Here is a 22,294-nt window from a genome sequence, read left to right as displayed (position 1 = left end):
CCCCAGCGGGAGCAAGCTCCCTCGCCACAGGATTATTGCTCGGCTTTATTTCTCTTAACTGACTGGCATTAGCCCATGACCGCCTATTTGAATGCCCTCGGGGTGATCTGCGCCCTGGGTCGCGACAAACACACCGTCGCGCGCAACCTGTTTGCCGGCGACTGCTCGGGCGTGCGTATCGAGGACGGCTGGGTGGCCGAACGGGCCTTGCCGGTCGCCGCGGTGCCCGGTGAACTCGCGTCCATCCCCCCGGCCCTGGCAGCGCAACGCAGCCGCAACAATCAACTGCTGTTGGAGGCGGGGCTGCAAATCCGCGCCGAGATCGACCAAGCCATCCAGGCCTACGGTCGCGCCCGCATCGGCATCGTCCTGGGCACCAGCACATCGGGTATCGATGAGGCCAGCCAGGGCATCGCCCATTACCTGCGCGAGCAACGCTTCCCTGACGGCTATGACTACCAGCAACAGGAGCTCAGCGCGCCGGCCAACTTTCTTTCCGACTGGCTCGGCCTCAGTGGCCCGTCCTACGTGATTTCCACGGCCTGCACCTCCAGCGCCCGCGCCTTGATGAGCGCCCGGCGCCTGTTGGACCTGGGCCTGTGCGATGCCGTGCTGTGCGGTGGCGTGGACAGCTTGTGCAAATTGACCCTCAACGGTTTTTCCGCACTGGAGGCGGTGTCGAACGAGCGCTGCAATCCGTTCTCGGTGAACCGCAGCGGCATCAACATCGGCGAAGCAGCGGTGCTGTTTCTCATGAGCAAGACGCCAGGCGAGGGTGTACCGATTGCCTTGCTCGGCGATGGCGCCAGTTCCGACGCCCACCATATTTCCGCGCCTGAACCCAGCGGTCGCGGCGCGCGCCAGGCCATGGAAAAAGCCCTGCGCTGCGCCGGCCTCGACGCCAGCCAGATCAACTACCTGAACCTGCATGGCACCGCCACGCAACACAATGACGCCATGGAAAGCCAGGCCGTGGCCGGGCTGTTTCCAGCAGGCGTTCCTTGCTCGTCCACCAAGCCCATGACCGGCCATACCCTCGGCGCGGCCGGAGCGCTGGAGGCGGCGTTCTGCTGGCTGGCCCTGAGCACTGAAAACACCGCCCAGGCCCTGCCGCCGCATGTCTGGGACGGCCAGGCCGATCCGGCGCTGCCGACGCTGGACTGGGTCACCGCCAGCACCCGCCTGAACCCGGCCACCCCGCGCCGCCTGATGAGCAATTCATTTGCCTTCGGCGGCAACAACGTCAGCCTGATTATCGGAGACGCCCCATGATTGACTGGCCGCTCGCCGAACTGCTGCCCCATGCCGGCGACATGATCCTCATCGACCGGATCGTGTCGTTCGATGACGAGCAGATCCACACCCACGCCACCGTCAAGCCCAGTGGCTTGTTCAACCGCGACGACGGTGCGCTACCGGCCTGGGTCGGCATCGAGCTGATGGCCCAGAGTGTGGCGGCGTTTGCCGGTTGCCATGCGCGCCGTCGCGGCGATGCTGTGGAGCTGGGTTTTTTGCTCGGCACCCGCAAGTTCGAGTGCAACGTCGATTGTTTTCCCGTCGGCGCCGAGCTGAGCATCCATGGCGTGCGCTCCCTGGAAGACGACAACGGCATGGGCGTGTTCGAATGCCACATCAACGCCCCCGGCATCCATGCCACGGCCCGACTCAATGTATTCCGTCCGCCCCAGGCCGCCCATTATCTTCATGAACCGTCCGCAACAGGAAACCCGTCATGACTGAATCCGTACTGGTCACCGGCTCCAGCCGTGGCATCGGCCGCGCCATCGCCCTGCGCCTGGCCCAGGCCGGGCACGACATCGTGCTGCACTGTCGCAGCGGCCGCGCCGAGGCCGAAACGGTCCAGGCACACATCCAGGCCTTGGGCCGCAACGCCCGGGTGCTGCAATTCGACGTGTCCGACCGCGCCGCCTGCAAGGGCATTCTCGAAGCCGACGTCGAAACCCATGGCGCCTATTACGGCGTAGTGCTCAATGCCGGCCTGACCCGCGACGGCGCCTTCCCGGCCCTGAGCGAGGACGACTGGGATGTGGTGATGCGCACCAACCTCGATGGTTTCTACAACGTGCTGCACCCGGTGATGATGCCGATGATCCGTCGCCGCGCCGCCGGACGGATCGTCTGCATCACCTCGGTTTCCGGGCTGATCGGCAATCGCGGCCAGGTCAACTACAGTGCCTCGAAGGCCGGGCTGATCGGCGCGGCCAAGGCGTTGGCAATCGAGCTGGGCAAGCGCAAGATCACCGTCAATTGCGTCGCGCCGGGGTTGATCGACACCGCCATGCTCGATGAAAACGTACCCGTGGAAGAACTGATGAAAATGATCCCCGCCCAGCGCATGGGCACCCCGGAAGAAGTGGCGGGCGCGGTGAACTTCCTGATGTCCGCCGAAGCCGGCTACATCACCCGGCAGGTCCTGGCCGTCAACGGAGGCTTGTGCTGATGAAGCGCGTCGTCGTCACCGGCATGGCCGGCATCACTTCCGTGGGCAGCGACTGGGACACCATCGCCGCCAACTTCGCCGCCAACCGCAGCGGTATCCGGCGCATGGACGAGTGGGACCGTTTCACCGAACTGAACACGCGCCTGGCCGGGCCCATCGACGACTTCCAGGTCCCGGCCCACTGGACGCGCAAGCAACTGCGCAGCATGGGCCGGGTCTCGCGCCTGTCGGTGGCCGCGGCGGAACAGGCCCTGGCCGACGCCGGCCTGCTGGGCGACGAATCGATCAAGGACGGGCGCATGGGCGTGTCCTGCGGTTCATCCACCGGCAGCACCGACGAGATCAAGGCGTTCGGCAACATGCTGCTCAACAGCGTGGCAGAAGGGCTGAACGCCAACTCCTACGTGCGGATGATGCCCCACACCACAGCGGCCAACATCAGCATCTTCTTCGGACTGACCGGACGCCTGATCCCCACCTCCAGTGCCTGCACCAGCGGCAGCCATGGCATCGGCTATGCCTACGAGGCCATCAAGTTCGGGCGCCTGCCGTTGATGCTCGCCGGCGGTGCGGAAGAACTGTGCCCGACCGAAGCGATGGTCTTCGATGCGCTCTACGCCACCAGCCTGAAAAACGATGCGCCGCAAACCAGCCCGCGCCCCTACGACAAGGGTCGCGATGGCCTGGTGATCGGCGAAGGCGCCGGCATGCTCGTGCTGGAAGAACTGGAACACGCCCTGGCCCGTGGCGCGCAGATTCATGCCGAAATCGTCGGCTTCGGCAGCAACGCCGACGGCCAGCACGCGACCCGCCCTGAACTGGTCACCATGCGCCGAGCCATGGAACTGGCGCTGGAAGATGCCGGCCTCGAACCCTCGGCCATCGGCTACGTCAACGGCCATGGCACCGCCACCGAACAGGGCGACATTGCCGAAACCCTGGCCACCAGCAGCCTGTTCGGCGAGCACATGCCCATCAGCTCGCAGAAGAGTTTCCTCGGCCACACCCTGGGTGCCTGCGGCGCGCTGGAGTCCTGGTTCAGCATCGAGATGATGAACCGCGACCTCTACGTGCACACCTTCAACCTCGATGAGGTGGATCCCCAATGTGGCAAGCTCGATTACCTGCGCAACGAGTTCAGGTCGATGAGCCATGAATACGTGATGAATAACAACTTCGCTTTTGGTGGGGTCAATACTTCGCTGATTTTCCGCCGCTGGCACTGAATCGGATTCAAAACCCTGTTACCCCTCGTCAAGGAGACCATGATGTCGTTGAAGAAAATCGCCGTGACCGCCGCCCTGTTGCTCAGCACCCTGCCAAGCCTCAGCCAGGCCCGTGATACCGCGCTGTTCCTGCCGTTCGACAAAGTCGTCGCCGAAGCCATCCGCACCGGCAAGATCGACGGCAGCGTCAAGTTCTACCTGGCCGGCAACAAACCGGCCGGCAACGTCACCGTGGTCAGCCCTGGCGCGGTGACCAACAAGAAAACCAACGCCTTCAACAAATCCGATGAAGTGGCCTGCGAATGGGTGCTGCAATCGGCCCTGATCAGCCTGCACGAGGCGGCCAAGAACGCCGGCGCCAACGCCGTCACCAACATCGTCAGCTTCTACAAGCGCAACGAACGCAAGGACCCCACCACCTACGAATGCCACGCTGGCGCGATCATGGCCGGTGTTGCGTTGAAAGGGGATTTGGCGAAGGTGCAATAACAAGCATCTTGAGCTGTGTAGGAGCTGTGTAGGAGCTGACGAGTGCAACGAGGCTGCGATCTTCCCCCAGACACTTGAGTCCCAAGCGAAAGATCAAAAGATCGCAGCCTTCGGCAGCTCCTACAGGGGCCGATAGCGGTGGGTCAGTACCGATGATGTTGGCTGTGCTGCCATCATCGCGAGCAAGCGTACTCAGATAGTGCGGACACCCTAGGATCCTTGTGGCGAGGGAGCTTGCTCCCGCTGGGCTGCGCAGCAGCCCCCGATCACGAAAGGCACTCCTTCATCGCATTCGGGTGCAAGCGATGAACCTCCGCCAGCCTGAGAGCAGGCAAAAAATCCTCCGCCATCGGCACGCCTTCACGCACGATGATCATGAACCGTCTCTGAAGCGTGTTGATGATCTCGTCGCCATTACTCAAGCGGCTACCGACCAGTGCGATGTTGCTGTTGGCTGCCCCGGCACCGGTGACGATCCGCGCCGTGCGGCCATCGGCATACACCACCTGGTCGCCTTTCTGCGCGGCCCGTACTTTCCAGCCATTGTCCAAGGTGAACGTCAACGACGATGACACTTGCTGGATCGTTCCGCCGTCACGCGTCTGGCTGCCCTCGGTGGCCACTCGATAAATAGCGATCGGCGGATGTGCTTCGACAAATACTTTTTGTCGATTCATGAATGCCGCGACTTCTTCGCCGTAACCCTCCAGTTGGCGGGGCTCCAGATACAAGTCATCCAGATGACGAAGAGATTCATGGGAGATTTCGTTGGTGTAGGGCGCATCCAAAGATGAGTGCATGTCCAGGGACCTTATTCATGGGCTTCACGCTACGTCCCTTGCCGCTGGGAAGGAGCACTGAGCCGGACGATTCGGAATGATGAATAAGACGCTGCAGCACAGGCGAGTCGCAATCCCAGCGGCGTGGTATCTGGAGCGAATAGGAAGTGTCGTAACCAGAATTGCGCGTTTTCCTACAGATTCGACGCAACTCCCACCCCGCTTTTCACCCGTCCCCCTTTCTGCCGATTTCAATCAAAGCGGCACTTTTGCCGTTTGTCGGAACTGTCAGCTTTGACAGTATCGGCGGGGCTCGGCATAGCGTCAGGCTGCTAGCTGCCAGGCGCCTTCCAGGTCAACGCTCAATAAAACGGTTCAGCCTTATGAGCTGCTACTCGCCTCTCATAAAAATCAATTTGGTCCCAGCATGGATAAGGAATTGATGAACACAATCGCCTGGTCGAGCCGCGCGGCCATATCGTCCATAGACCCCGCCGCATCGCCCTCAGCGGAACAAAACAGTGTCGTTGTCGACGGTGCGACATTTACCCATGCCTATGCATCCGTGAACGGTATTCGCCTCCACTACCTTATTGGCGGCGACGGTGAACGCCCGATTTTGCTGGTGCATGGGTTCCCGGGCAGTTGGCGCAGCTGGGAGCCACTGATGGGGGTATTGGTGCGTGCCGGTTTCACCCCCATCGTTCCTGATTATCGCGGCGCTGGCGAAACGGAGATTTCAGCCGGTGGCTACGACAAAAAAAACATGGCCCATGATCTGCACGAACTGGTCACCCTCTTGAATATCAAGCAGGTCGATATCATTGGCCATGACATAGGCTTGATCATTGCCTACGCCTACGGGGTGCTTTATCCAGATGAAACCGGGCACATTGTGTTGATGGATGGGTTCATTCCGGGCATTCCCGGGTGGGAGGCTGCCTATAACGGGGATCCTGCAGCCGGCATTGCCAGTAAATGGCACTTTCGCTTCTTTGGCAAAGTGGCCCTCGCCCTGATTCAAGGACGAGAGAAGACCTACCTGGACATGTTCTTCGATGACTTCGTACTCGGGCGCAACTCTAAAGTCAGTCATGCGGTGCGACAGGCGCTGGTGGAGGACTACTCCCGGCCTGGACGCATGGAAGCGGCATTCAAGCTCTATTCAGCCTGGGTAGAACAGGATGCGAATGACAACCTGGAATTTTCCAAAAACAAATTGACTGTTCCACTACTCACCATCGGCGGCGACCACTCGCGAGGAAAAACCTTGGCCGAGCAGGCCTTGCACATTGCGGCGCAACCGCACTCATTGATATTGGTGGATACCGGGCATTGGGTGCTGGAGGAGCAAACCCAGGCGACTCGCGAAGCGATTTTGGCATTCATCACAATCACTCAATGACCCAGGTGCGCCTAATGCCAGTCAGTTAAGCGGGATCTCACAGGTTCTGCGACTCACTGACAGACATTGCCCGACTGCCCCACGTTATAGCCGCTCATTGATTGTTCCTACCCTACTTTCCGTCCCTGCATGCGGTACCTATATACCACCCACCCAACGTTTTCTTGAATAGGTTGTGCTGCCAACATTCCTCCAGGAAGAAAGCAGTGGAACACACCCCCTTGACAATGTCTTATGACTTACCGCCGGTCGACAGCGCCGTGCCGGCGGATGCCCCGCTGGTCAGCCAGCTCAAGGCGTCGCAACAACACATGATCCGCCTGAACGACGCCATCCCACGGCCTTCCAATGTGTTGAGGGAACACCTGGATTATTGGTTCAGGAGAACCTTCCCTGCCTTGGCGGGCAGCGTGACGGTGCACGAACTGTCCGTCCGCACGCTGCGAGAAGAGCCGATTCCACCCGCGCAGCGCACAGCCAATGGCCCGGCAACCCGTCGGTCGGTGACGGACATCCGCTTCCTCGAGACGCTTTTGCTGCAGTCCGTCGCCGGCAGGATCGACCCGCGCGCGTTCTTCCGTGACCTGGACACCATCGAGATTGTCACCCGCCGGGACAGCGCCACCGCGGCGCCCAGTCCCCTGAACGAGCGCGCCGTAAAAACTGAAATCAAGCGGCTGATCAGCACCGCGCCAGCGCTCCATGATCGACTGCTCAGCCGTGCATTGGATGAGTTCTGGAACACGTCGGCTGACTTCAGCCGAGGCCGCAACGTCGGCGACTGGCTGGCGGATGAATTCGCCAGGCAACTCAAGGCCCAGGCCGACCTTCATAGGCTGGACATGACGTTGGGCCCGCACATGCACACGGCGCTGACCGACCATGCGTTATCGGCACCGGACGCAGCGTCTCGCGCTCAGTTGGCAGAGCGGGTCCGCCCCGGGGTGTTCAGCCTGGGGATCACACCCCACAGGTGGAGTTTCAGCGTACCGCTGTCGGGCGCCGTTGCCTTGTCGCGACATGACAACGCCAGCGATTCGGGGAGCGCCGTGCTGTACCGCCCAGGCCAGCCGTTGCACCTGTACGACACACTCGCGGCGCTCAAGGCCGGCCTGGTGCAAGACGGCCATGCCGGGGATCACGTCGACACCGCGCCTGTGACCGAGCACTTCCTTGTTCGCCTGGTCACGGAGCTGCGGGCGGCGCAGAAAGCCGCCGTGCGCAACGCCGTGCGGGAAGGTCCGGCAGCGTCGGAAGAAATCACCGCCTGGATGAACAGGATCGACGTGGCGGCAGACATCGGCCACCAATTGGACCTGGCGAACGCCATGGCCGAGCGCGAACTGCGGCTGAACCTGAAGAGGCTCAATGACTGGCTGCACGGCAACCCGCACGTCACCGCCAGTGATCGCCTGGCGTGGTGGGCGGCGACGCGGGCCCTGCACAAAACCCTGACCGATCTGCCCCCGCCACCGGACCCGGTGACGCTGGCCACCCCGGACGCCCTCCGGGAACGGACCCGTCAATTGCTCGCCGACGTCATCAAGGCGAAATACCCACCGGTCGACCCTGAGGACGTGTCCCTGAGCATCAGGAAAACGGTGGTCGACCCTCACGCCCCAACGGGAGGTTCACCGTTCGGCTCCGGAGTCTCGCAAGGCAGCGTGAGGGGATTCGTCAATGACCGTCGCTCCCTGACGCAGTGGGCGATGGCCAACCTGACCCAGGACGAACGCAATGCCCCCCGACCGACCGTGGAAGGGCCGCTGAGCTTCACGCAAATTGTGGAAATCATTGAAAGGGCGAACATCGGCGCCCGGCTTCCAGGCGAGTTGCAACGTGTGGCCCGGGAGCGCCAGGCACAGTGGATGACCCTGAAAGCGCAACAGATGCGCGCCCAGGTGTGGGCTGCCCATATTTCCGGGGACTTGAGGCACGACCGGGACAACACCGGCTTGAAGCTGGTGCTGGCCGCACTGGACAGCCCGACCGCGGCGGAGCGCGACAAAGTCAACGGGCACGAGGTAGTGGTCCGCCAACTGCAATGGGGCGACAGTGTGCTGAAGGAATTGCTGGCGTTTGGCGTGAAGACGGCAGCGAGCCGCCCCTCGTTGACGCTCTACACGCCAGGCGCGCCCGACGGCAAGACGTTCAGGGACGTCGACGCGGCCAGCGCCCGGGCATTGGAAATAACCTTGGCGCAAACACTCACCGCCACGTCGGAAATGACCCGCTGGCTCATTTCGCACCTGCCGCTGCTCGACCAGGCCGAGCAACTTGCCAGCATGGTAGCGACCTCCGCGGACCTGGCGCTCGAGGAAAAGATCAAGCAAGTCACGCAGTCGGTCTTCGCCCTGGCCAAGGACCGGGCACAGGATGATTTCGCCAAGGCACTGGCTTCGCCCGTGGTCGAGGGGAATGTGTTCAAGGCATTGCATGAGACGCAAGTCGCCCATGGGCTCAAGACGGTGGACATGCTGACGGTGACCAATGCCGAGCGCGACAGTGCCTCCGCCCAGGAGGGACGCCGCAGCGCTGTCATGCTGCTGACCGGCGCGATGTCGATGTTCCCGGCCGGCCGGCTGGGCGGAATATTGGGGCGTGCGATCCTGCCGACCATGGCCGCGGGCGCTGCGGTGTCGGCGATAGACACCGAGGGCGGCAGTCTCCAGCAGTGGACCCACGACTTTATCGCCGGGCTGGGGGACGTCCTGAGCGAGGCCGGGCAAGACTTGATCATGGCCCGCGCCGGCCGCCATCAGCGCCAGACACGCCCAGCGCTATCAGCCCTGCCTCGCATGCCGGACCCGAACCTGGAACCGTTCGCTCTCAAAGGCTTTGACGGCAAGGGGTTGGTGCCCGAGGGGCGTCAGCGCTACAGCGACGCCGGCGGACAGGAGTATCTGAAGCTGGGCAAGGGTTACTACAAGACGCAGATGCAGGCAGGTGAAAGGATCATCTACGCACCGAACAACCGCACGCACCAACGAACGGTGACTTGGCAAAATGGCCAATGGAACGTTGAAGAACCGCTACGGTTGCTCGGCGGCGGACCTGTACACAGCCTGCTCGGCTGGACCGCGCAAACCCCACGACAGAAAACCCTCGATGCATTGGTAGAGGGCGTGCTGGTCAAGAACCGCTATCGCTATGCCGATTTGGTCAATACAGCAAAGCGTGTCTTCAATTCGATGCCCGATGAACTGGCCGAACGCATCCTTCGCGAAAGCATGGCGGAGACAGGCGTGCCCGATATAGAGACTTATCGCTCACGGATATATGACCTGACACAGGGATACGTCAGCTTGACCCCCCATGAAACGGCCCATAACAACCTGCTGGACAAGATGAACACCTGGAGCATCGTCACCCTCAGCAGCAAAGACATCGAAACCAACGTGTCAGGCGTACACCTCACCGATCCGCAAAAAATAAAAATCTACGACACGGTCCTGTCCAACAAAAAAGAGTTCTTTAGCGACGACCGGATTCAGGTCAATACAACAGTCATCACCGATAACATCACCGGCGCCGTATTCATGGCATACACCGCCAAGCAAGGAAAAAAGAAAACCGCCATCGAAAAAATAGCGAGAGACACCCGAGAGATGATCGAGGCGGCAGAAGCCACCCAGAATGCCAAGGCACTGGAACTGTTCCCCGGAGATGCACCGGAAACGGTGGCTGCCAGGCGAACATACATGGCCTCGGTCGAATACTACAACGAGCTGATCGAAGCCCTCAGGGACGAGAAAATACGCAGGCACAAACCGGGGCTGTTGACGGAAATAAGGAACCATCGGATTCCTTACGTCATTGCCAACAAGGGCCAGACACAGCGAAATGTCCTGTTGATTTCCGGAGAGGACATTACAACGTTTTCAAACACCCTTTCGCACTATGAGCCGTTCGATATCGATATCGTCACCCAGGCCCGGACCAACAGAGTCACCGGCACACAGCCTACCGTCACGGCCCCGGTCCTGCCCGAGCCAGCGCCCGTCACGGACCGGTACATCGTCAGCACCAGCCCACTGGCTGAAGCGCAGATGTCGTACGCCAACTTTCCTGAGACGGCCAGGATCAAGATAACGGAAATCATGGAAGACATCCGGGCCGGCAGGTCGACAACGAAGGTCATCAATCGATATTACTGGTACGACATGGCCCGGTTGTCCCCCGGCGGTGGCCGAGGGGCATGGCGCGCCGCGTTTGAACGCCAGGGCGATACCTGGACGCTGCAGGGGTTTTATGACTATCACGTCAGCAAGCCTGCGACGGTCTGGGGTGGTTGAGATAAAAGACCATTACTCTCTGAAAACGCCGGGGCATCTCAGCCACATCGATGCTCGCTGAGATTGCATCGCGAACACTGGAAACCAAAATGTGGGAGCTTGCTCGCGATGGCAACCTGTCAGCCCATTAAGTATTGGCTGATCCGACGCCATCGCGAGCAAGCTCGCTCCCACAGGATTTTCTTCGTCCCCGGCAATCCTGTTCGGGCTGAAGCCGGCGTTGCAGGTAGGCCAGTATCATCCGCGCCGACACTAACCATTCGATAACGCCACCCCATCGGTCAACAACGCCACAAACGCCGCCGCCATCGGCGAACGCTGATCCTTGCGTTGGACCAGCCACACCGCCGACACCGCTGCCGGGTCGAGCAGCGGTCGATAGACCACCCCCTCGATACGCATCCGCTGGTAGGACGCCGGCAACACCGAAACGCCCAGCCCCGCCGCGACCAAGCCGATGATGGTCATGGCTTCACCGGCTTCCTGGGCGAAATGCGGGCTGAAGCCGGCGTCGCGGGCCAGGTTCAGGAGTTGGGCATAGAGGCCACTACCGTAACTGCGGGGGAAGAACACGAATGGCTCCTGGGCCAAGGCCGAGAGAAACAGGCCGTCTTCATTGCCTTGGGCCAGGGGATGCTTGGCGCTGAGCACGGCCACCAGCGGTTCGCGGCTGAGTTCGATTTCCGTCAAGGTGTCGGGCAACGGCAACGGGCGCATGATGCCCACCTCGATCACTTCATCGAGCAGTGCGTCGGCCACTTGGGTACTGCTCATTTCCCGCAGGTTCAGGTGCACCGCCGGGAAGCGTTGCCGGAATGAAAAAATTGCCTGGGGAATGGTGGAATTGAACGGTGCCGAGGAGGTGAAGCCGATTTTCAGCTCGCCCAATTCACCCAGTTGGGCACGCCGGGCCACGTCGGCGGCCTTGTCGACCTGGGCCAATACCCGTCGCGCCTCTTCAAGGAACAACCGCCCGGCTTCGCTCAATTCGACCCGACGATTGGTACGCTCGAACAGCCGTGCGCCAATCTCTTGCTCAAGCGCCTGGATCTGCTGGCTCAACGGCGGCTGGGAGATGCCCAGGGCCAGCGCGGCACGGCCAAAATGCAGTTCTTCGGCCACAGCAATGAAGTAACGCAGGTGACGCAGTTCCATGAGCCATCCAATAGGTCGTCAAACGTCTTAAACAGGTCGAACAATATATTGGATAGAAACATTAGCCGGCTATATGCTTTTTTCATTGCCTGCCTGATCGTGCCCTTGCGAGGTCTACCGTGAAAACTGCTGTCGCTCCACTGGCCCATGAAATCCCGCCGCGTGCGCAGGACGATGCCGTCGCCGAACTGAAGGACATCTACATCGAGAAAGGCACGCCGATGTTCATGCGCACGGTGCTGGCGCTGTTCTGCGGTGGCTTTGCGACCTTCGCCCTGTTGTATTGCGTGCAACCGATGATGCCGCTGCTGTCCAAGGAGTTTTCCATCAACGCGGCGCAAAGCAGCCTGATCCTGTCGGTGGCGACCGGCCTGCTCGCCATCGGCCTGTTGATCACCGGCCCGATTTCCGACCGCATCGGCCGCAAATCGGTGATGGTCACGGCGCTGTTCGCCGCGGCGGTGTGCACGATGGCCAGCGCCCTGATGCCGACGTGGGAAGGTGTACTGCTGCTGCGCGCCTTGGTGGGGCTGTCGTTGAGCGGCTTGGCGGCGGTGGCGATGACGTATTTGAGCGAGGAAATCCATCCCAAGCACATCGGCCTGGCGATGGGGCTGTATATCGCCGGCAACGCCATTGGCGGCATGTGCGGGCGCCTGATCACCGGGGTCTTGATCGACTTCGTCAGTTGGCACACCGCGATGCTGGTGGTGGGCGGCCTGGCGCTGATCGCCGCGGCGGTGTTCTGGCGGATTCTTCCCGAGTCACGCAACTTCCGTCCCCGCTCGCTACACCCGCGCAGTCTGCTGGACGGTTTCATCATGCACTTTCGCGACGCCGGGTTGCCGCTACTGTTTCTTGAAGCCTTCGTGCTGATGGGCGCGTTCGTGACACTGTTCAACTATATCGGTTATCGCCTGCTGGCCGAGCCTTATCATCTGGACCAGGCCTTCGTCGGGTTGCTATCGGTGGTGTATCTGTCGGGTATCTACAGCTCGGCAAAAGTCGGCGCGCTGGCGGATAAACTCGGTCGACGCAAAATGCTCTGGGCAACCATCGCGCTGATGCTCGCCGGCCTCGTGCTGACCATGGCCACTCCCCTGTGGCTGGTAATCCTGGGCATGCTGGTGTTCACCTTCGGCTTCTTCGGCGCCCACTCGGTCGCCAGCAGTTGGATCGGCCGGCGCGCCCTCAAGGCCAAGGGCCAGGCCTCGTCGCTATATCTGTTCAGCTATTACGCCGGATCCAGCGTTGCGGGTACGGCGGGCGGCGTGGCCTGGCACTTGGGCGGCTGGAACGGAATCGGCCTGTTCATCGGTGCTTTGCTGGTGATTGCGCTGTGTGTGGCGGTGAAACTGGCGAAATTGCCGTTGTTGCCGGGGAATGTGCAGGTCTAGCCATCGCTATCCAGATCAGGAACAGCGTGAACACTTTGTGGCGAGGGAGCTTGCTCCCGCTGGGTGGTGTAGGAGCTGTCGAGTGCAACGAGGCTGCGATCTTGTTCCAGACAATTGAGTCTGGAGCGAAAGGATCAAAATCAAAAGATCGCAGCCTTCGGCAGCTCCTACAGGGCGCAGCCGAGCGGGAGCAAGCTCCCTCGCCACAAAACCTCCCATACCCTGATCAAGACTGCCGTGAGTCATTGACGCAAAACCACTCGCGCCTCCAACACATCATCACGCGCTTCCAGCGTCAGCGACCGTAGCACCGCGCCCTCCCGTTCCTGTTGATCCAACCAATGCAGCAACGCACTCGCATTGCCACTGACGACGAGTCGCAACGAGTCACCGTCGACCTCCATTTCCGCTATTTCCAAACCCGCCGCTGTCGCACTCTCGTTAACGCGCACCGACAAGGGCCGGGTGGAGGCAGCTGCATCACGGGAGGGTTCGGCGCTCTGGATACGGGCGTTCAATTCAGCCTGTTGGCGATGCTGTCGTTCGGCAACCGCCAGCCGTTGCCGGGTCGGTTGCCAAACCGCGGTGTAGGCCAGCGCCACCGCCAACAACCCGGCGAGCCCCAGCAACAGCCCTTGTTCTCGGCGCGACAGGCTTTCCCAGGCCGGTTTCAAGGCCCGCCATGCATTGACGCTCATCAGCTGTTCTCCAGCGTGAGAATGGCCTGCACGCGATTGTTCTGCTTGCTGGCGCTGCCCAGGGTGACGGGCAATCCGTTTTGCTGCCCGCGTTCACGCAGTTGTTCAAGTTCGACGAAACTGTTCGCCGTCAGCTGGATTTTCCAGCCTTCCCCTTCACGAAAATCGATGCGCTGCACCTCGACGTTGCTGGCACCAATAACCTGTTCGGTCAGACGGGCCAGACGCGCGACCTGGGTATCCTGACTCTGCCCACGCCGGCTCTGCATCGCCTGGAATTGCGCCGCCAGGTCGACGATCCGCTCCTGCCCGGGGTACAGCGACCTGAACCGCTGCTCACTTCGGGCATACAAAAGCCAGGTTTCGCTTTCAAGAAAACGTAGGCGGGCTTCGCCGAAGGCCCAGGTGAGCACCAGCAGGCCCAGTACCATCGCCGAAGCGCCACGCCATGGCAGCGGGCTTCTGCGGCGACGAAACGCCCCTTGCAACAAGTCGATAGGACGTCCACCCGCCTTCAAAATCCATTCATCGATACCCGGGCAATCGCGCTCTTCGTCCAACCAATGAATAGCTTCCGGCAGGCCGGGCTTGAGCGCGGCCAAGGCCCGTGCCGACAACGACACCCGCGCAGGCAGTCCTCCGCCCAACAACCAACGTCCGAACCAGCGCACGCCCAATGCCTGGTCATCGGCGAGCAGGTCGGCATCGACATGCACCGTCCGCACATCGATGCCTTGTTCGGCCAGCAGCGTCAGCAGCGCCTGGAACCGGGCTCGCTGCGTCACCATCATCGGATAGCGGTGCTGACGGTCGCGCGGGCCGATGCCGATGTGCAGCGCCTCCAGGTTTTCACTCAGTTGCTCTTCGATGGCGAAGGCCAGGGCCTGCGGTCGGGGTTGGCGTCGAGAGGGCCACGGATCACTGCGCAACCAACTGCACATTTCCATCGGCAACAGCACATCGACAAGTCGTCCGTTCAACTCGCCGGCTGCCTTGTGCAACGGCAGGCGACGACGCTCGCCGGTAGGCGACCACACGCAGCACGGCCAGTTGGCGCATGGCGCGTCCAGGCCTTCGGCCGTCAGGTAAAGCCAGGTTTTCATCAAGGAAGCTCGCTGGGGCTGAAAGGTAGGAAACGACGCTGACGAACCGTCCAGCGCCCGCTAACAGGGTCGCGCTCGATGTCCGAGGCCAGCCGCAGACGGCTGTCGCCACGGGTCACGTTCACGGTGATCCGGAACCAGCGACTGCTCACGCCCAACCCATGGCTGTTGAGGCCTGCTCCGGACAACAACGGGTCGTTGGTAAACGCTTGCACGCTGGCGTATGGCCCGTGGCGACGTTGCTCGACCAACGCCTTGGCGGGTCCGACTGCCATCTCATCGAGGCTCATCAACACGAGCTGCGGGGCGGTATTGATGTTCAGCCGCGCATCCTTGGGCAACAACGCCACCCAGGGCTCCAGGCGCCGCAGCGTCTGGCCGTCGACGCCTGGCAGCAGGCGCAATTGACTCAACTCCTGCACCGGCCCGACCTGGGGCAACGCCAGTGGCGGCAGATCCAGCAGGGTCAGCAAGCGGGTCCAGCGACCAAGGCTGACCTGATCGATTTGACCCAGGGCCAGCAGCGCGTTGAGATTCAGGCGCCCGGACAAATCCTCGATAGCGATGTGCAACTCGGCGCCGTCCCCTTCCAATACGGGTCCGAGCCGGGCCCAATCCTGGCTCAGGTCAACGGTCCCGGAGGGCGTTATCCCACTGTCCTCCAGCACCACCCGCGCCCAGTCTTCCCCGGCCAACCCCCATTGCCGCAGCTGGACCTGCTGCAGTTGCTGCGCGCTGCTGTGCAACAACAGGCGATGGCTGCGCAACAGGCCACCGACCAGTAGCAAGGCCAGGCTCAGCACCAGCAGCACGCTGATCAACGCCACGCCGTGTTGTCGCTTCATGGCAACGCCTCCGGCAACAGCAGCACGCGGCGAACCTGCTCGAAACGCCCCGTCGACACGATCAACTCCAGCGCCAGCGGCGCGCTGCCTCCCGCGGTTTCGCGGTGCCAGCCCCGTTGCCGGTCGAGCACACGCCAGCCCAGGCCGCGGATGTCGTCGAGCAATTTCTGCCGCTGCATAAGCGTCGAGCCCTCGCCGACACTGTCACGCCACAACACCGCACCCTCGAGTCGATAGCTCACCGCTTGCCGCTCGCTGCGCGCCTGGTCCAACGGGTTGCGCCAATGGCTGCGTTGCAATTGCAAATGCCCCGGCGCGAGCACGACCGAGTCGGCAACCGTCTGCCACACATCCCGTTCGATCACGCCGACAGCACGCTGCAAGGCCCGGATGTCGCGCTCATGCTGACCGGTCCCTTGCTGGGTCCGCACGACGCCATCGAACAATCGCCAACTGGCCAGGCCGAGCAAGGCAAAAATAGCGATGGCGATGACCAGTTCCAACAAGGTGAAACCCGACTGCTTATTCATGACGGCGGCCGATCCACCCGGTGGTGCGGTGCACGACGGTCGCACTGTCACCGCGGCTGACCTGGATCTCGACCTGCAACAGGCGCCCATCACGGGCCGGGGCGATACGCTGTTGCAAGACCCAATCGCGGCGGTCCAGGTGCCGATTCAGTCGCTGCTGTCCGGGCGGCGTGACGGCTTGCAGGCGCAATTCACTCAGCTGATTGTCCGCCAGCCAGGCGCCGAACAGACGCTCCTCGAGCCCGACGCTTTGCTTGAGCACGAACTGGCTGGCCGAGAGCACGGCCGCCGCCAGCGTGGCGAAAATCGCCAGGGCGATCATGACTTCCAGCAACGTGAAGCCTCGGCAATTGGCGGCCTGCCTGCACGCGTTATTCATCGATCAGCGGCTCCGCCAGACCATCGCTCGATACCCGGGCAATCGCCTGCCCTGCGACGTTGATCAGCAGCCTGAACGGGCTGATCTCGTCACTGCTGAGCATCAACAACTGCGGTGGGCCTTGCACGTCATCGAGGCGCAGGACATGGCCCTCCAGCTCCAACCCAAGCGTCAGACCCTCGGGCAATCGATGCAACGCCGACACCGCCGTCCAGTCCCGGGCTTCGAGCCGCAACACCTGATAACCGCCGGGCTGCACGCGCACACCGTATTCCTGCCCGTCCAACACCGCCCGCTCGCGCAACTGCTGCGCCACCGCGACGAAGTCTCGCGCCTGCTGCCGGGCCTCCCGCGACGGGCTCGACCCCGTGGCGAAGCGGACCATGCCGGCCAGGACGCCGATCAAAACAATGACGATCATCAGTTCCAGCAAGGTGAAACCCCGGCAACGACGCGGCATGTTCACTCGACCCAATTGCCGATGTCGGCCGCCATTCCTTCACCGCCCGACACGCCATCGGCGCCCAGTGAGTAAAGGTCGTAGCTGCCATCGACGGCTTTGTGCCCGGGGTTGAGGTATTGGTAAGGCGTGCCCCAGGGGTCGACCGGCAGACTCTTCAGATAACCCTGGGGGTTCCAGTTCCTCGCTGCGGGCGTGCCGGACGGGCGCTTGCTCAATGCCTCCAGGCCTTGTTGAGTCGAGGGGTATTGGAAGTTGTCGAGGCGGTACATTTCCAGGGCTGTGGCGATCGCCTGGATGTCGGTGCGGGCGGCCGTGACCTTGGCCTGATCGGGTCGGCTCATGAACTGCGGCACCACGATGGCGCCCAGCACACCAATGATGACCACCACCACCATGATTTCAATCAGGGTGAAGCCGCGTTGAGGGCGTGCAGGTCGGTTGTTTCGGAGTTTCATCGGTCAATTCACCAGTTGGTTGAGGCTCAGGATCGGTAGAAGGATGGCCATGACGATCAGCAGCACGACGCCGCCCATCAGCACCAACATGGCCGGTTCGAAAAGGCTCACCACCAGCGCGATGCGCGCCGCGAGGCTGGCTTCCTGTTGTTCGGCGGCCCGGGCCAGCATGTTGTCGAGTTCGCCGGCCCGTTCGCCGCTGGCGATCATGTGCAGCATCAGCGGCGGGATATCACCGCCCTGCTCCAGGCCACGGGTCAACGTCCCGCCCTCGCGGACCGAACGGGCGACGTCGGCCATGCGGGCACGGATCGTCAGGTTGCCGATCACCTGCGCGGCAATGTGCAAGGCGTCCACCAGCGGCACCGCGCTTTTGCTCAGGATCGCCAAGGTGCTGGCGAATCGCGCCGCTTCCATCGCCCGCAGCACTTCGCCCAATAGCGGCAGCCGCAACAGCCAACGGTGCCAGCGCAGGCGCCAGGCCGGTTGGCGCAGGCTCCAGCGCCACAACCCGAACAGCCCGGCCAGCGCACCAAGCATCAACAGGCCATGGCGGCGCAAGCCATCGCTCACGGCGATCAGCGCCTGGGTCAGCCAGGGCAACGGCTGGCCGCTGTCGATGAAAATCTTCACCACATCCGGCACCACGTAACCGAGCAGGAAGGCGACAATCGCGACGCAGGCCAGCATCAGGATCAGCGGGTACACCAACGCCAATTGAATGCGCTGGCGCGAGGCCTGGCGCGCCTGGGTGTAGCTCGCCAATTGTTCCAACACGTGGCCCAGGTGGCCGGATTGTTCGCCCGCTGCGACCGTCGCGCAGAACAGCTCGGGGAACGCCAGGGGAAAAGCCCGCAGTGCCGTCGCCAACGCGTGCCCTTCCATCACCCGGCCGCGCACCGCCGCCAGCAGGTGGGCAACGCGGCGCTTCTGGCTCTGTTGCACCACCGCCCCCAGCGACTCTTCGAGGGGCAGCCCGGCCTGGATCAGGGTGGACAACTGCAATGTCAGCAACGCCAGATCCGCCGGGCTCAGACGCCCCCCGGCCAAGCGCCCGCCAAAGGTTCGCTGTTCCTTGGCTTCAGCCAGTTCACTGGGCAGCAAGCCGCGCTCGCGCAGCAACTGGCGTGCATGGCGAGGGCTGTCGGCGTCCACGCGGCCCTTGCAGCGTCGACCCTGGGCGTCTTCGGCCCGATAGACGAAGGTCGGCATGGCGCTAATCCTCCTGGGTGATGCGCAGCAATTCGTCGACACTGGTCAGGCCTTCCAGCACCCGCTGGCGGCCGTCCTGGAACAGGCTGCGGGAGGTCTTGCGCGCCTCGGCGGCCAGCGCCTGCTCGGTGGCGCCCAGGTGAATCAACTGCGACAGGGCGGCGCTGACATTCACCAGCTCATAGATGCCGAAGCGCCCGCGATAGCCTTTCTGGCATTGCTCGCAACCCTGAGCCTTGAACAACCGGGGCGCGGCATCAGCGTCGAGGCCCAGGCGCCGACACGTGGCGGCGTCGGCCACATAGGGCGTTTTGCAGGATGGGCACAGGCTGCGCAACAAACGTTGGGCGACGATGCCGGCCAAGGATGACGCCAGCAGATACGCATCCACGCCCATGTCCACCAATCGCGTGACCGCGCCGACGGCGGTGTTGGTGTGCAGGGTCGAGAGCACCAGGTGCCCGGTCAGCGAGGCCTGGACGGCGATTTCGGCGGTCTCGCGGTCGCGTATTTCGCCGACCATCACCACGTCCGGGTCCTGGCGCAAAATGGCCCGCAAGCCGCGGGCGAAGGTCATGTCGACTTTCGGGTTGACCGGCATCTGGCCGATGCCCGGCAGGTGATATTCGATGGGGTCCTCGACGGTGAGAATGTTGCGGCTCTGGTCGTTGAGGCTGCTCAGCGCGGCGTACAACGTGGTGGTTTTCCCTGACCCCGTGGGCCCGGTGACCAACACGATGCCGTGGGGCTTGCCGAGCAACAGGCGCAGGCTCGCCAGGGTGTCGTCGGGCAGGCCCAGGCGTTGCAGGTCCAGGCGCCCGGCCTGCTTGTCGAGCAGGCGCAACACCACCCGTTCGCCATGGGCCGAAGGCAGGGTCGAGACCCGCACATCGACCTCGTGACCGGCCAGGCGCAACGCCATCCGGCCGTCCTGGGGCACGCGTTTTTCGGCGATGTCCAGGCGCGCCATGACCTTGATCCGCGACACCAGCAGGCTCGCCAGTTCTCGGCGCGGCCGGAGCATTTCCTGCAACTGACCGTCGATGCGCATGCGCACCGACAGGTATTGCTCGAATGTTTCCAGGTGCACATCCGAGGCGTGTTCGCGAACCGCCTCGCTGAGCAGGGCATTGATCAGGCGGATGATCGGCGCATCGTCCTGCTGTTCCAGCAGGTCGGTGGTCTGCGGCATCTGGTCGGCCAGGCTGAGCAGGTCCAGTTCCTCGTCCAGGCCCTGGGCCACCTGCTCGGCGGCGCTCTGGCCCTGGCGATAGACGCTGGCCAGGCGCGTGGCGAACTGCGCCGGTTCCAGCACCTGGATCGGCAAGTCCCGCCCACACAGGCGCCGGACTTCGGCCACGGCGGTCAGCGGCGTGTCACGACGCATGACCAGCGCCAAGGCCGGCCCCGTACCTTCCAGCAGCACGCCCAGGCGCCTGGCGAAACCAAAGGGCAACGGGGCTTGCGGGTCAGTCACAGGGCACCCGAGCGTTGTTGCGGATCGGCCGCCGACGCATCGGTGGATGACTCGAACAACTGGTGGGCATCCCGGGGCAGCAGCAGCGAATTGTTTTTCCGCGAGCCGGGTTTGCTCAGCTCCCGGAGCGCGTCGTAGCGCTGGCGACTGACCTCGGCCAGGTCTTCATTGCTGCGCACGATGGTCGGGCGCAGGAACACCATCAAGTTGCTTTTGGTCTGGGTGTCGCGGGTCCAGCGAAACAGCGCGCCCAGGTACGGAATGCTGCGCAGCAGCGGCACGCCGCTTTGCTGGGTGCGGACACTGTCGCGGATCAGGCCGCCGATCACGATGATCTCGCCATCGTCCGCCAGGATCGTGCTCTTCAAGGCGCGCTTGTTGGTGATCAGGTCAGAGGAATCCACGCCGGAGACCGACGGCGCGATGTCCGAAACCTCCTGCTCCACTTCCAGGCGCAAGGTCGAACCCTCGTTGATGTAGGGCTTGACCTTGAGGCTGATGCCGACGTCCTTGCGCTCCACGGTAGTGAACGGATTGTCCGCGCCGTTGCCGCTGGTGGCGTAGGAGCCCGTCTTGAACGGGACGTTCTGGCCCACGATGATTTCCGCTTCCTGGTTATCCAGGGTCAGCAGGCTGGGGGTGGACAGCAGGTTGCTGTGGGCATCGCTCGCCAGCGCCGAAACCAACGCACTGAAGCGATCGCCGCCCAGCCGCAGAAACGCGCTTTCCTTGGTTTTATCCAGCTTATCGAGGTCCATCCCGATGATCGGGATGTCGGTTCCCGGAAAGTTGATGGCCCCTGTCGCGCTGCCACTCTTGAGGCCCCACTGCACTCCCAGCGCTTCGGAGATATCCCCAGTGACCTCGACGATGGCCGCATGAATGAGCACCTGGGCCCGGGGCTGGTCCAATTCGCGGACGATGTTTTCAATGGTGCGCACCTGGGCCGGTTCGGCGATCAGTACCAGGGCATTCTGGCTTTCATCGGCCTTGATCATGAATGGACTGGCGACGGCACTGTCCCGCAGGCCGGCCAGGGCCGGCGTGGTTTTCTTGTCCTGCCCGACCGCCTCCAACACCTCGGCCAACTGTTTAGCATCGCTATGGCGCAGGCGGATGACCCGGGCATTGTCCAGGGAGGCGGCGGCCGGGACATCCAGCGTCCGGGCCAGATCGACCAGGCGCTGGCGCACCGCCGGGGCGCCGATGATCACCAATCGATTGCTGCGGGCATCGGCGATCACCGCGCCGGCCGTGTCACTCTCGCGCTTGCCACCGGCGGCTTCCATCAGCGGCGCGATGTCCCCAGCCAAGGCGTGCTGCAAACGCACCACTACATGATTGCGATTGCGCCCGGCGTCCAGCTGCCGCACCACTCCAGCGATGCGCTGGACATTGGCGGCGGTGTCGGTGACCACCAGGGCGTTGGACGATACCGAAGGGCCGACGTAACCATTGGCCGACACCAAGGGGCGGACCAACCCGGCAACGTCTGCGGCGATACTCGATTGCAAATCCAGCACCCGAGTGACGAACTGCGACGGCGTGGCGCTGCGTTCATCGGCGATACCGGCGCGCGTCTTCGCCTCGCTGACGGGCGTGATCAGGATCCGTTCGCCCTCGTCGATCACGCTGAAGTTATGTGCATCGAGTACCGAATAGAACAACCGCCGCACGCCTTCGCGGTCCAGCGCCTCGCGGGACATGACGGTAATACGCCCCGATACCCGAGGGTCGAGCACCACGGTCTTGCCCAGGATCGCTGAGAACTCCTCGACCACGTCGCGCAGTTCCGCGTTGTTCATCGCCAGTTGCCATTGAGTCTCCTCGGCGCGCAATGAACTGGAGAACGCCAGCGGGCAGGACACGGCAAGACAGAACAGGGCGTGCGATACACGATCCCGGACAAAGCGGTTCATCAATTC

General features: G+C 62.8%; 20 protein-coding genes. 8 read left to right on the top strand and 12 right to left on the bottom strand.

What is annotated here, in order from left to right; genetic code table 11:
- The first annotated feature begins 75 nt into the window (after positions 1–75).
- The 5 genes from AD659_RS01545 to AD659_RS01525 are packed head-to-tail and all read left to right on the top strand — an operon-like array spanning position 76 to position 4,176.
- Positions 76–1,272 (top strand): beta-ketoacyl-[acyl-carrier-protein] synthase family protein, encoded by a 1,197-nt coding sequence (locus AD659_RS01545; protein ID WP_053117720.1) that lies wholly within the window; start codon positions 76–78, stop codon positions 1,270–1,272.
- On the top strand, positions 1,269–1,736 hold the full coding sequence (locus AD659_RS01540) for a hotdog family protein (RefSeq protein ID WP_053117719.1): 468 nt from the start codon (positions 1,269–1,271) through the stop codon (positions 1,734–1,736). The genes AD659_RS01545 and AD659_RS01540 overlap by 4 nt, the downstream gene beginning before the upstream one ends.
- Positions 1,733–2,461, top strand: a complete 729-nt coding sequence (gene fabG / locus AD659_RS01535) for a 3-oxoacyl-ACP reductase FabG (protein WP_053117716.1) — start codon at positions 1,733–1,735, stop codon at positions 2,459–2,461. The genes AD659_RS01540 and fabG overlap by 4 nt, the downstream gene beginning before the upstream one ends.
- Entirely contained in the window at positions 2,461–3,687 is a 1,227-nt protein-coding gene (locus AD659_RS01530; protein WP_053117714.1) for a beta-ketoacyl-ACP synthase, read from the top strand. Before fabG ends, AD659_RS01530 begins: the two co-directional genes overlap by 1 nt.
- 42 nt (positions 3,688–3,729) lie before the next feature.
- Positions 3,730–4,176, top strand: coding sequence for a hypothetical protein (locus AD659_RS01525; protein ID WP_053117711.1), 447 nt, complete (start codon positions 3,730–3,732; stop codon positions 4,174–4,176).
- A gap of 266 nt (positions 4,177–4,442) precedes the next feature.
- On the opposite strand, the gene AD659_RS01520 is transcribed toward AD659_RS01525, so the two are convergent.
- Positions 4,443–4,976, bottom strand: a complete 534-nt coding sequence (locus tag AD659_RS01520; protein ID WP_053117709.1) for a PAAR domain-containing protein — start codon at positions 4,974–4,976, stop codon at positions 4,443–4,445.
- Between the two features lie 421 nt (positions 4,977–5,397).
- Here AD659_RS01520 and AD659_RS01515 point away from each other — a divergent pair, with 421 nt between their 5' ends.
- Both AD659_RS01515 and AD659_RS01510 read left to right on the top strand, forming a co-directional pair.
- On the top strand, positions 5,398–6,360 hold the full coding sequence (locus AD659_RS01515; RefSeq protein ID WP_053117708.1) for an alpha/beta fold hydrolase: 963 nt from the start codon (positions 5,398–5,400) through the stop codon (positions 6,358–6,360).
- Between the two features lie 227 nt (positions 6,361–6,587).
- A complete protein-coding gene (locus AD659_RS01510; protein ID WP_053117706.1) occupies positions 6,588–10,655 on the top strand; it encodes a dermonecrotic toxin domain-containing protein in 4,068 nt (1,355 codons plus the stop codon).
- A 252-nt stretch (positions 10,656–10,907) separates the two neighbouring features.
- Here the strand turns inward: AD659_RS01510 and AD659_RS01505 are convergent, their stop codons facing one another.
- A complete protein-coding gene (locus AD659_RS01505; RefSeq protein WP_053117704.1) occupies positions 10,908–11,810 on the bottom strand; it encodes a LysR family transcriptional regulator in 903 nt (300 codons plus the stop codon).
- Between the two features lie 140 nt (positions 11,811–11,950).
- Here AD659_RS01505 and AD659_RS01500 point away from each other — a divergent pair, with 140 nt between their 5' ends.
- The gene (locus AD659_RS01500) at positions 11,951–13,207 is read left to right on the top strand and encodes an MFS transporter (RefSeq protein ID WP_425287133.1); all 1,257 of its coding nucleotides are present in this window, start codon (positions 11,951–11,953) and stop codon (positions 13,205–13,207) included.
- 242 nt (positions 13,208–13,449) lie between these two features.
- Here the strand turns inward: AD659_RS01500 and gspM are convergent, their stop codons facing one another.
- Genes gspM through gspD form a run of 10 tightly spaced genes read right to left on the bottom strand, consistent with a single transcriptional unit; the run spans position 13,450 to position 22,288 of the window.
- Entirely contained in the window at positions 13,450–13,905 is a 456-nt protein-coding gene (gene gspM, locus AD659_RS01495; RefSeq protein ID WP_053117701.1) for a type II secretion system protein M, read from the bottom strand.
- The gene (gene gspL, locus AD659_RS01490) at positions 13,905–15,008 is read right to left on the bottom strand and encodes a type II secretion system protein GspL (protein ID WP_053117699.1); all 1,104 of its coding nucleotides are present in this window, start codon (positions 15,006–15,008) and stop codon (positions 13,905–13,907) included. Before gspL ends, gspM begins: the two co-directional genes overlap by 1 nt.
- The gene (locus AD659_RS01485; RefSeq protein WP_053117697.1) at positions 15,008–15,853 is read right to left on the bottom strand and encodes a type II secretion system protein GspK; all 846 of its coding nucleotides are present in this window, start codon (positions 15,851–15,853) and stop codon (positions 15,008–15,010) included. The genes gspL and AD659_RS01485 overlap by 1 nt, the downstream gene beginning before the upstream one ends.
- Positions 15,850–16,383: a type II secretion system protein GspJ gene (locus AD659_RS01480; RefSeq protein WP_053117695.1), complete on the bottom strand. Its 534-nt coding sequence runs from the start codon at positions 16,381–16,383 to the stop codon at positions 15,850–15,852. The genes AD659_RS01485 and AD659_RS01480 overlap by 4 nt, the downstream gene beginning before the upstream one ends.
- Entirely contained in the window at positions 16,376–16,762 is a 387-nt protein-coding gene (gene gspI / locus AD659_RS01475) for a type II secretion system minor pseudopilin GspI (RefSeq protein ID WP_053117692.1), read from the bottom strand. Before gspI ends, AD659_RS01480 begins: the two co-directional genes overlap by 8 nt.
- Positions 16,755–17,222, bottom strand: coding sequence for a type II secretion system minor pseudopilin GspH (gene gspH, locus AD659_RS01470; RefSeq protein ID WP_053117690.1), 468 nt, complete (start codon positions 17,220–17,222; stop codon positions 16,755–16,757). The genes gspI and gspH overlap by 8 nt, the downstream gene beginning before the upstream one ends.
- A 2-nt stretch (positions 17,223–17,224) precedes the next feature.
- Positions 17,225–17,680: a type II secretion system major pseudopilin GspG gene (gene gspG, locus AD659_RS01465; protein ID WP_053117688.1), complete on the bottom strand. Its 456-nt coding sequence runs from the start codon at positions 17,678–17,680 to the stop codon at positions 17,225–17,227.
- A 3-nt stretch (positions 17,681–17,683) separates the two neighbouring features.
- Complete coding sequence (gene gspF, locus AD659_RS01460; protein ID WP_053117686.1) at positions 17,684–18,892, bottom strand: type II secretion system inner membrane protein GspF; 1,209 nt, start codon at positions 18,890–18,892, stop codon at positions 17,684–17,686.
- Positions 18,893–18,896: 4 nt separating this feature from the next.
- A complete protein-coding gene (gene gspE / locus AD659_RS01455; protein ID WP_053117684.1) occupies positions 18,897–20,369 on the bottom strand; it encodes a type II secretion system ATPase GspE in 1,473 nt (490 codons plus the stop codon).
- Positions 20,366–22,288, bottom strand: coding sequence for a type II secretion system secretin GspD (gene gspD, locus AD659_RS01450; RefSeq protein ID WP_231987640.1), 1,923 nt, complete (start codon positions 22,286–22,288; stop codon positions 20,366–20,368). The genes gspE and gspD overlap by 4 nt, the downstream gene beginning before the upstream one ends.
- Between the last annotated feature and the right edge of the window lie 6 nt (positions 22,289–22,294).

Origin of the sequence: Pseudomonas thivervalensis (assembly GCF_001269655.1) — a bacterium.
In the GTDB taxonomy this organism is placed as follows: domain Bacteria; phylum Pseudomonadota; class Gammaproteobacteria; order Pseudomonadales; family Pseudomonadaceae; genus Aquipseudomonas; species Aquipseudomonas thivervalensis.
This window is presented reverse-complemented; position numbering and strand designations above follow the sequence as displayed.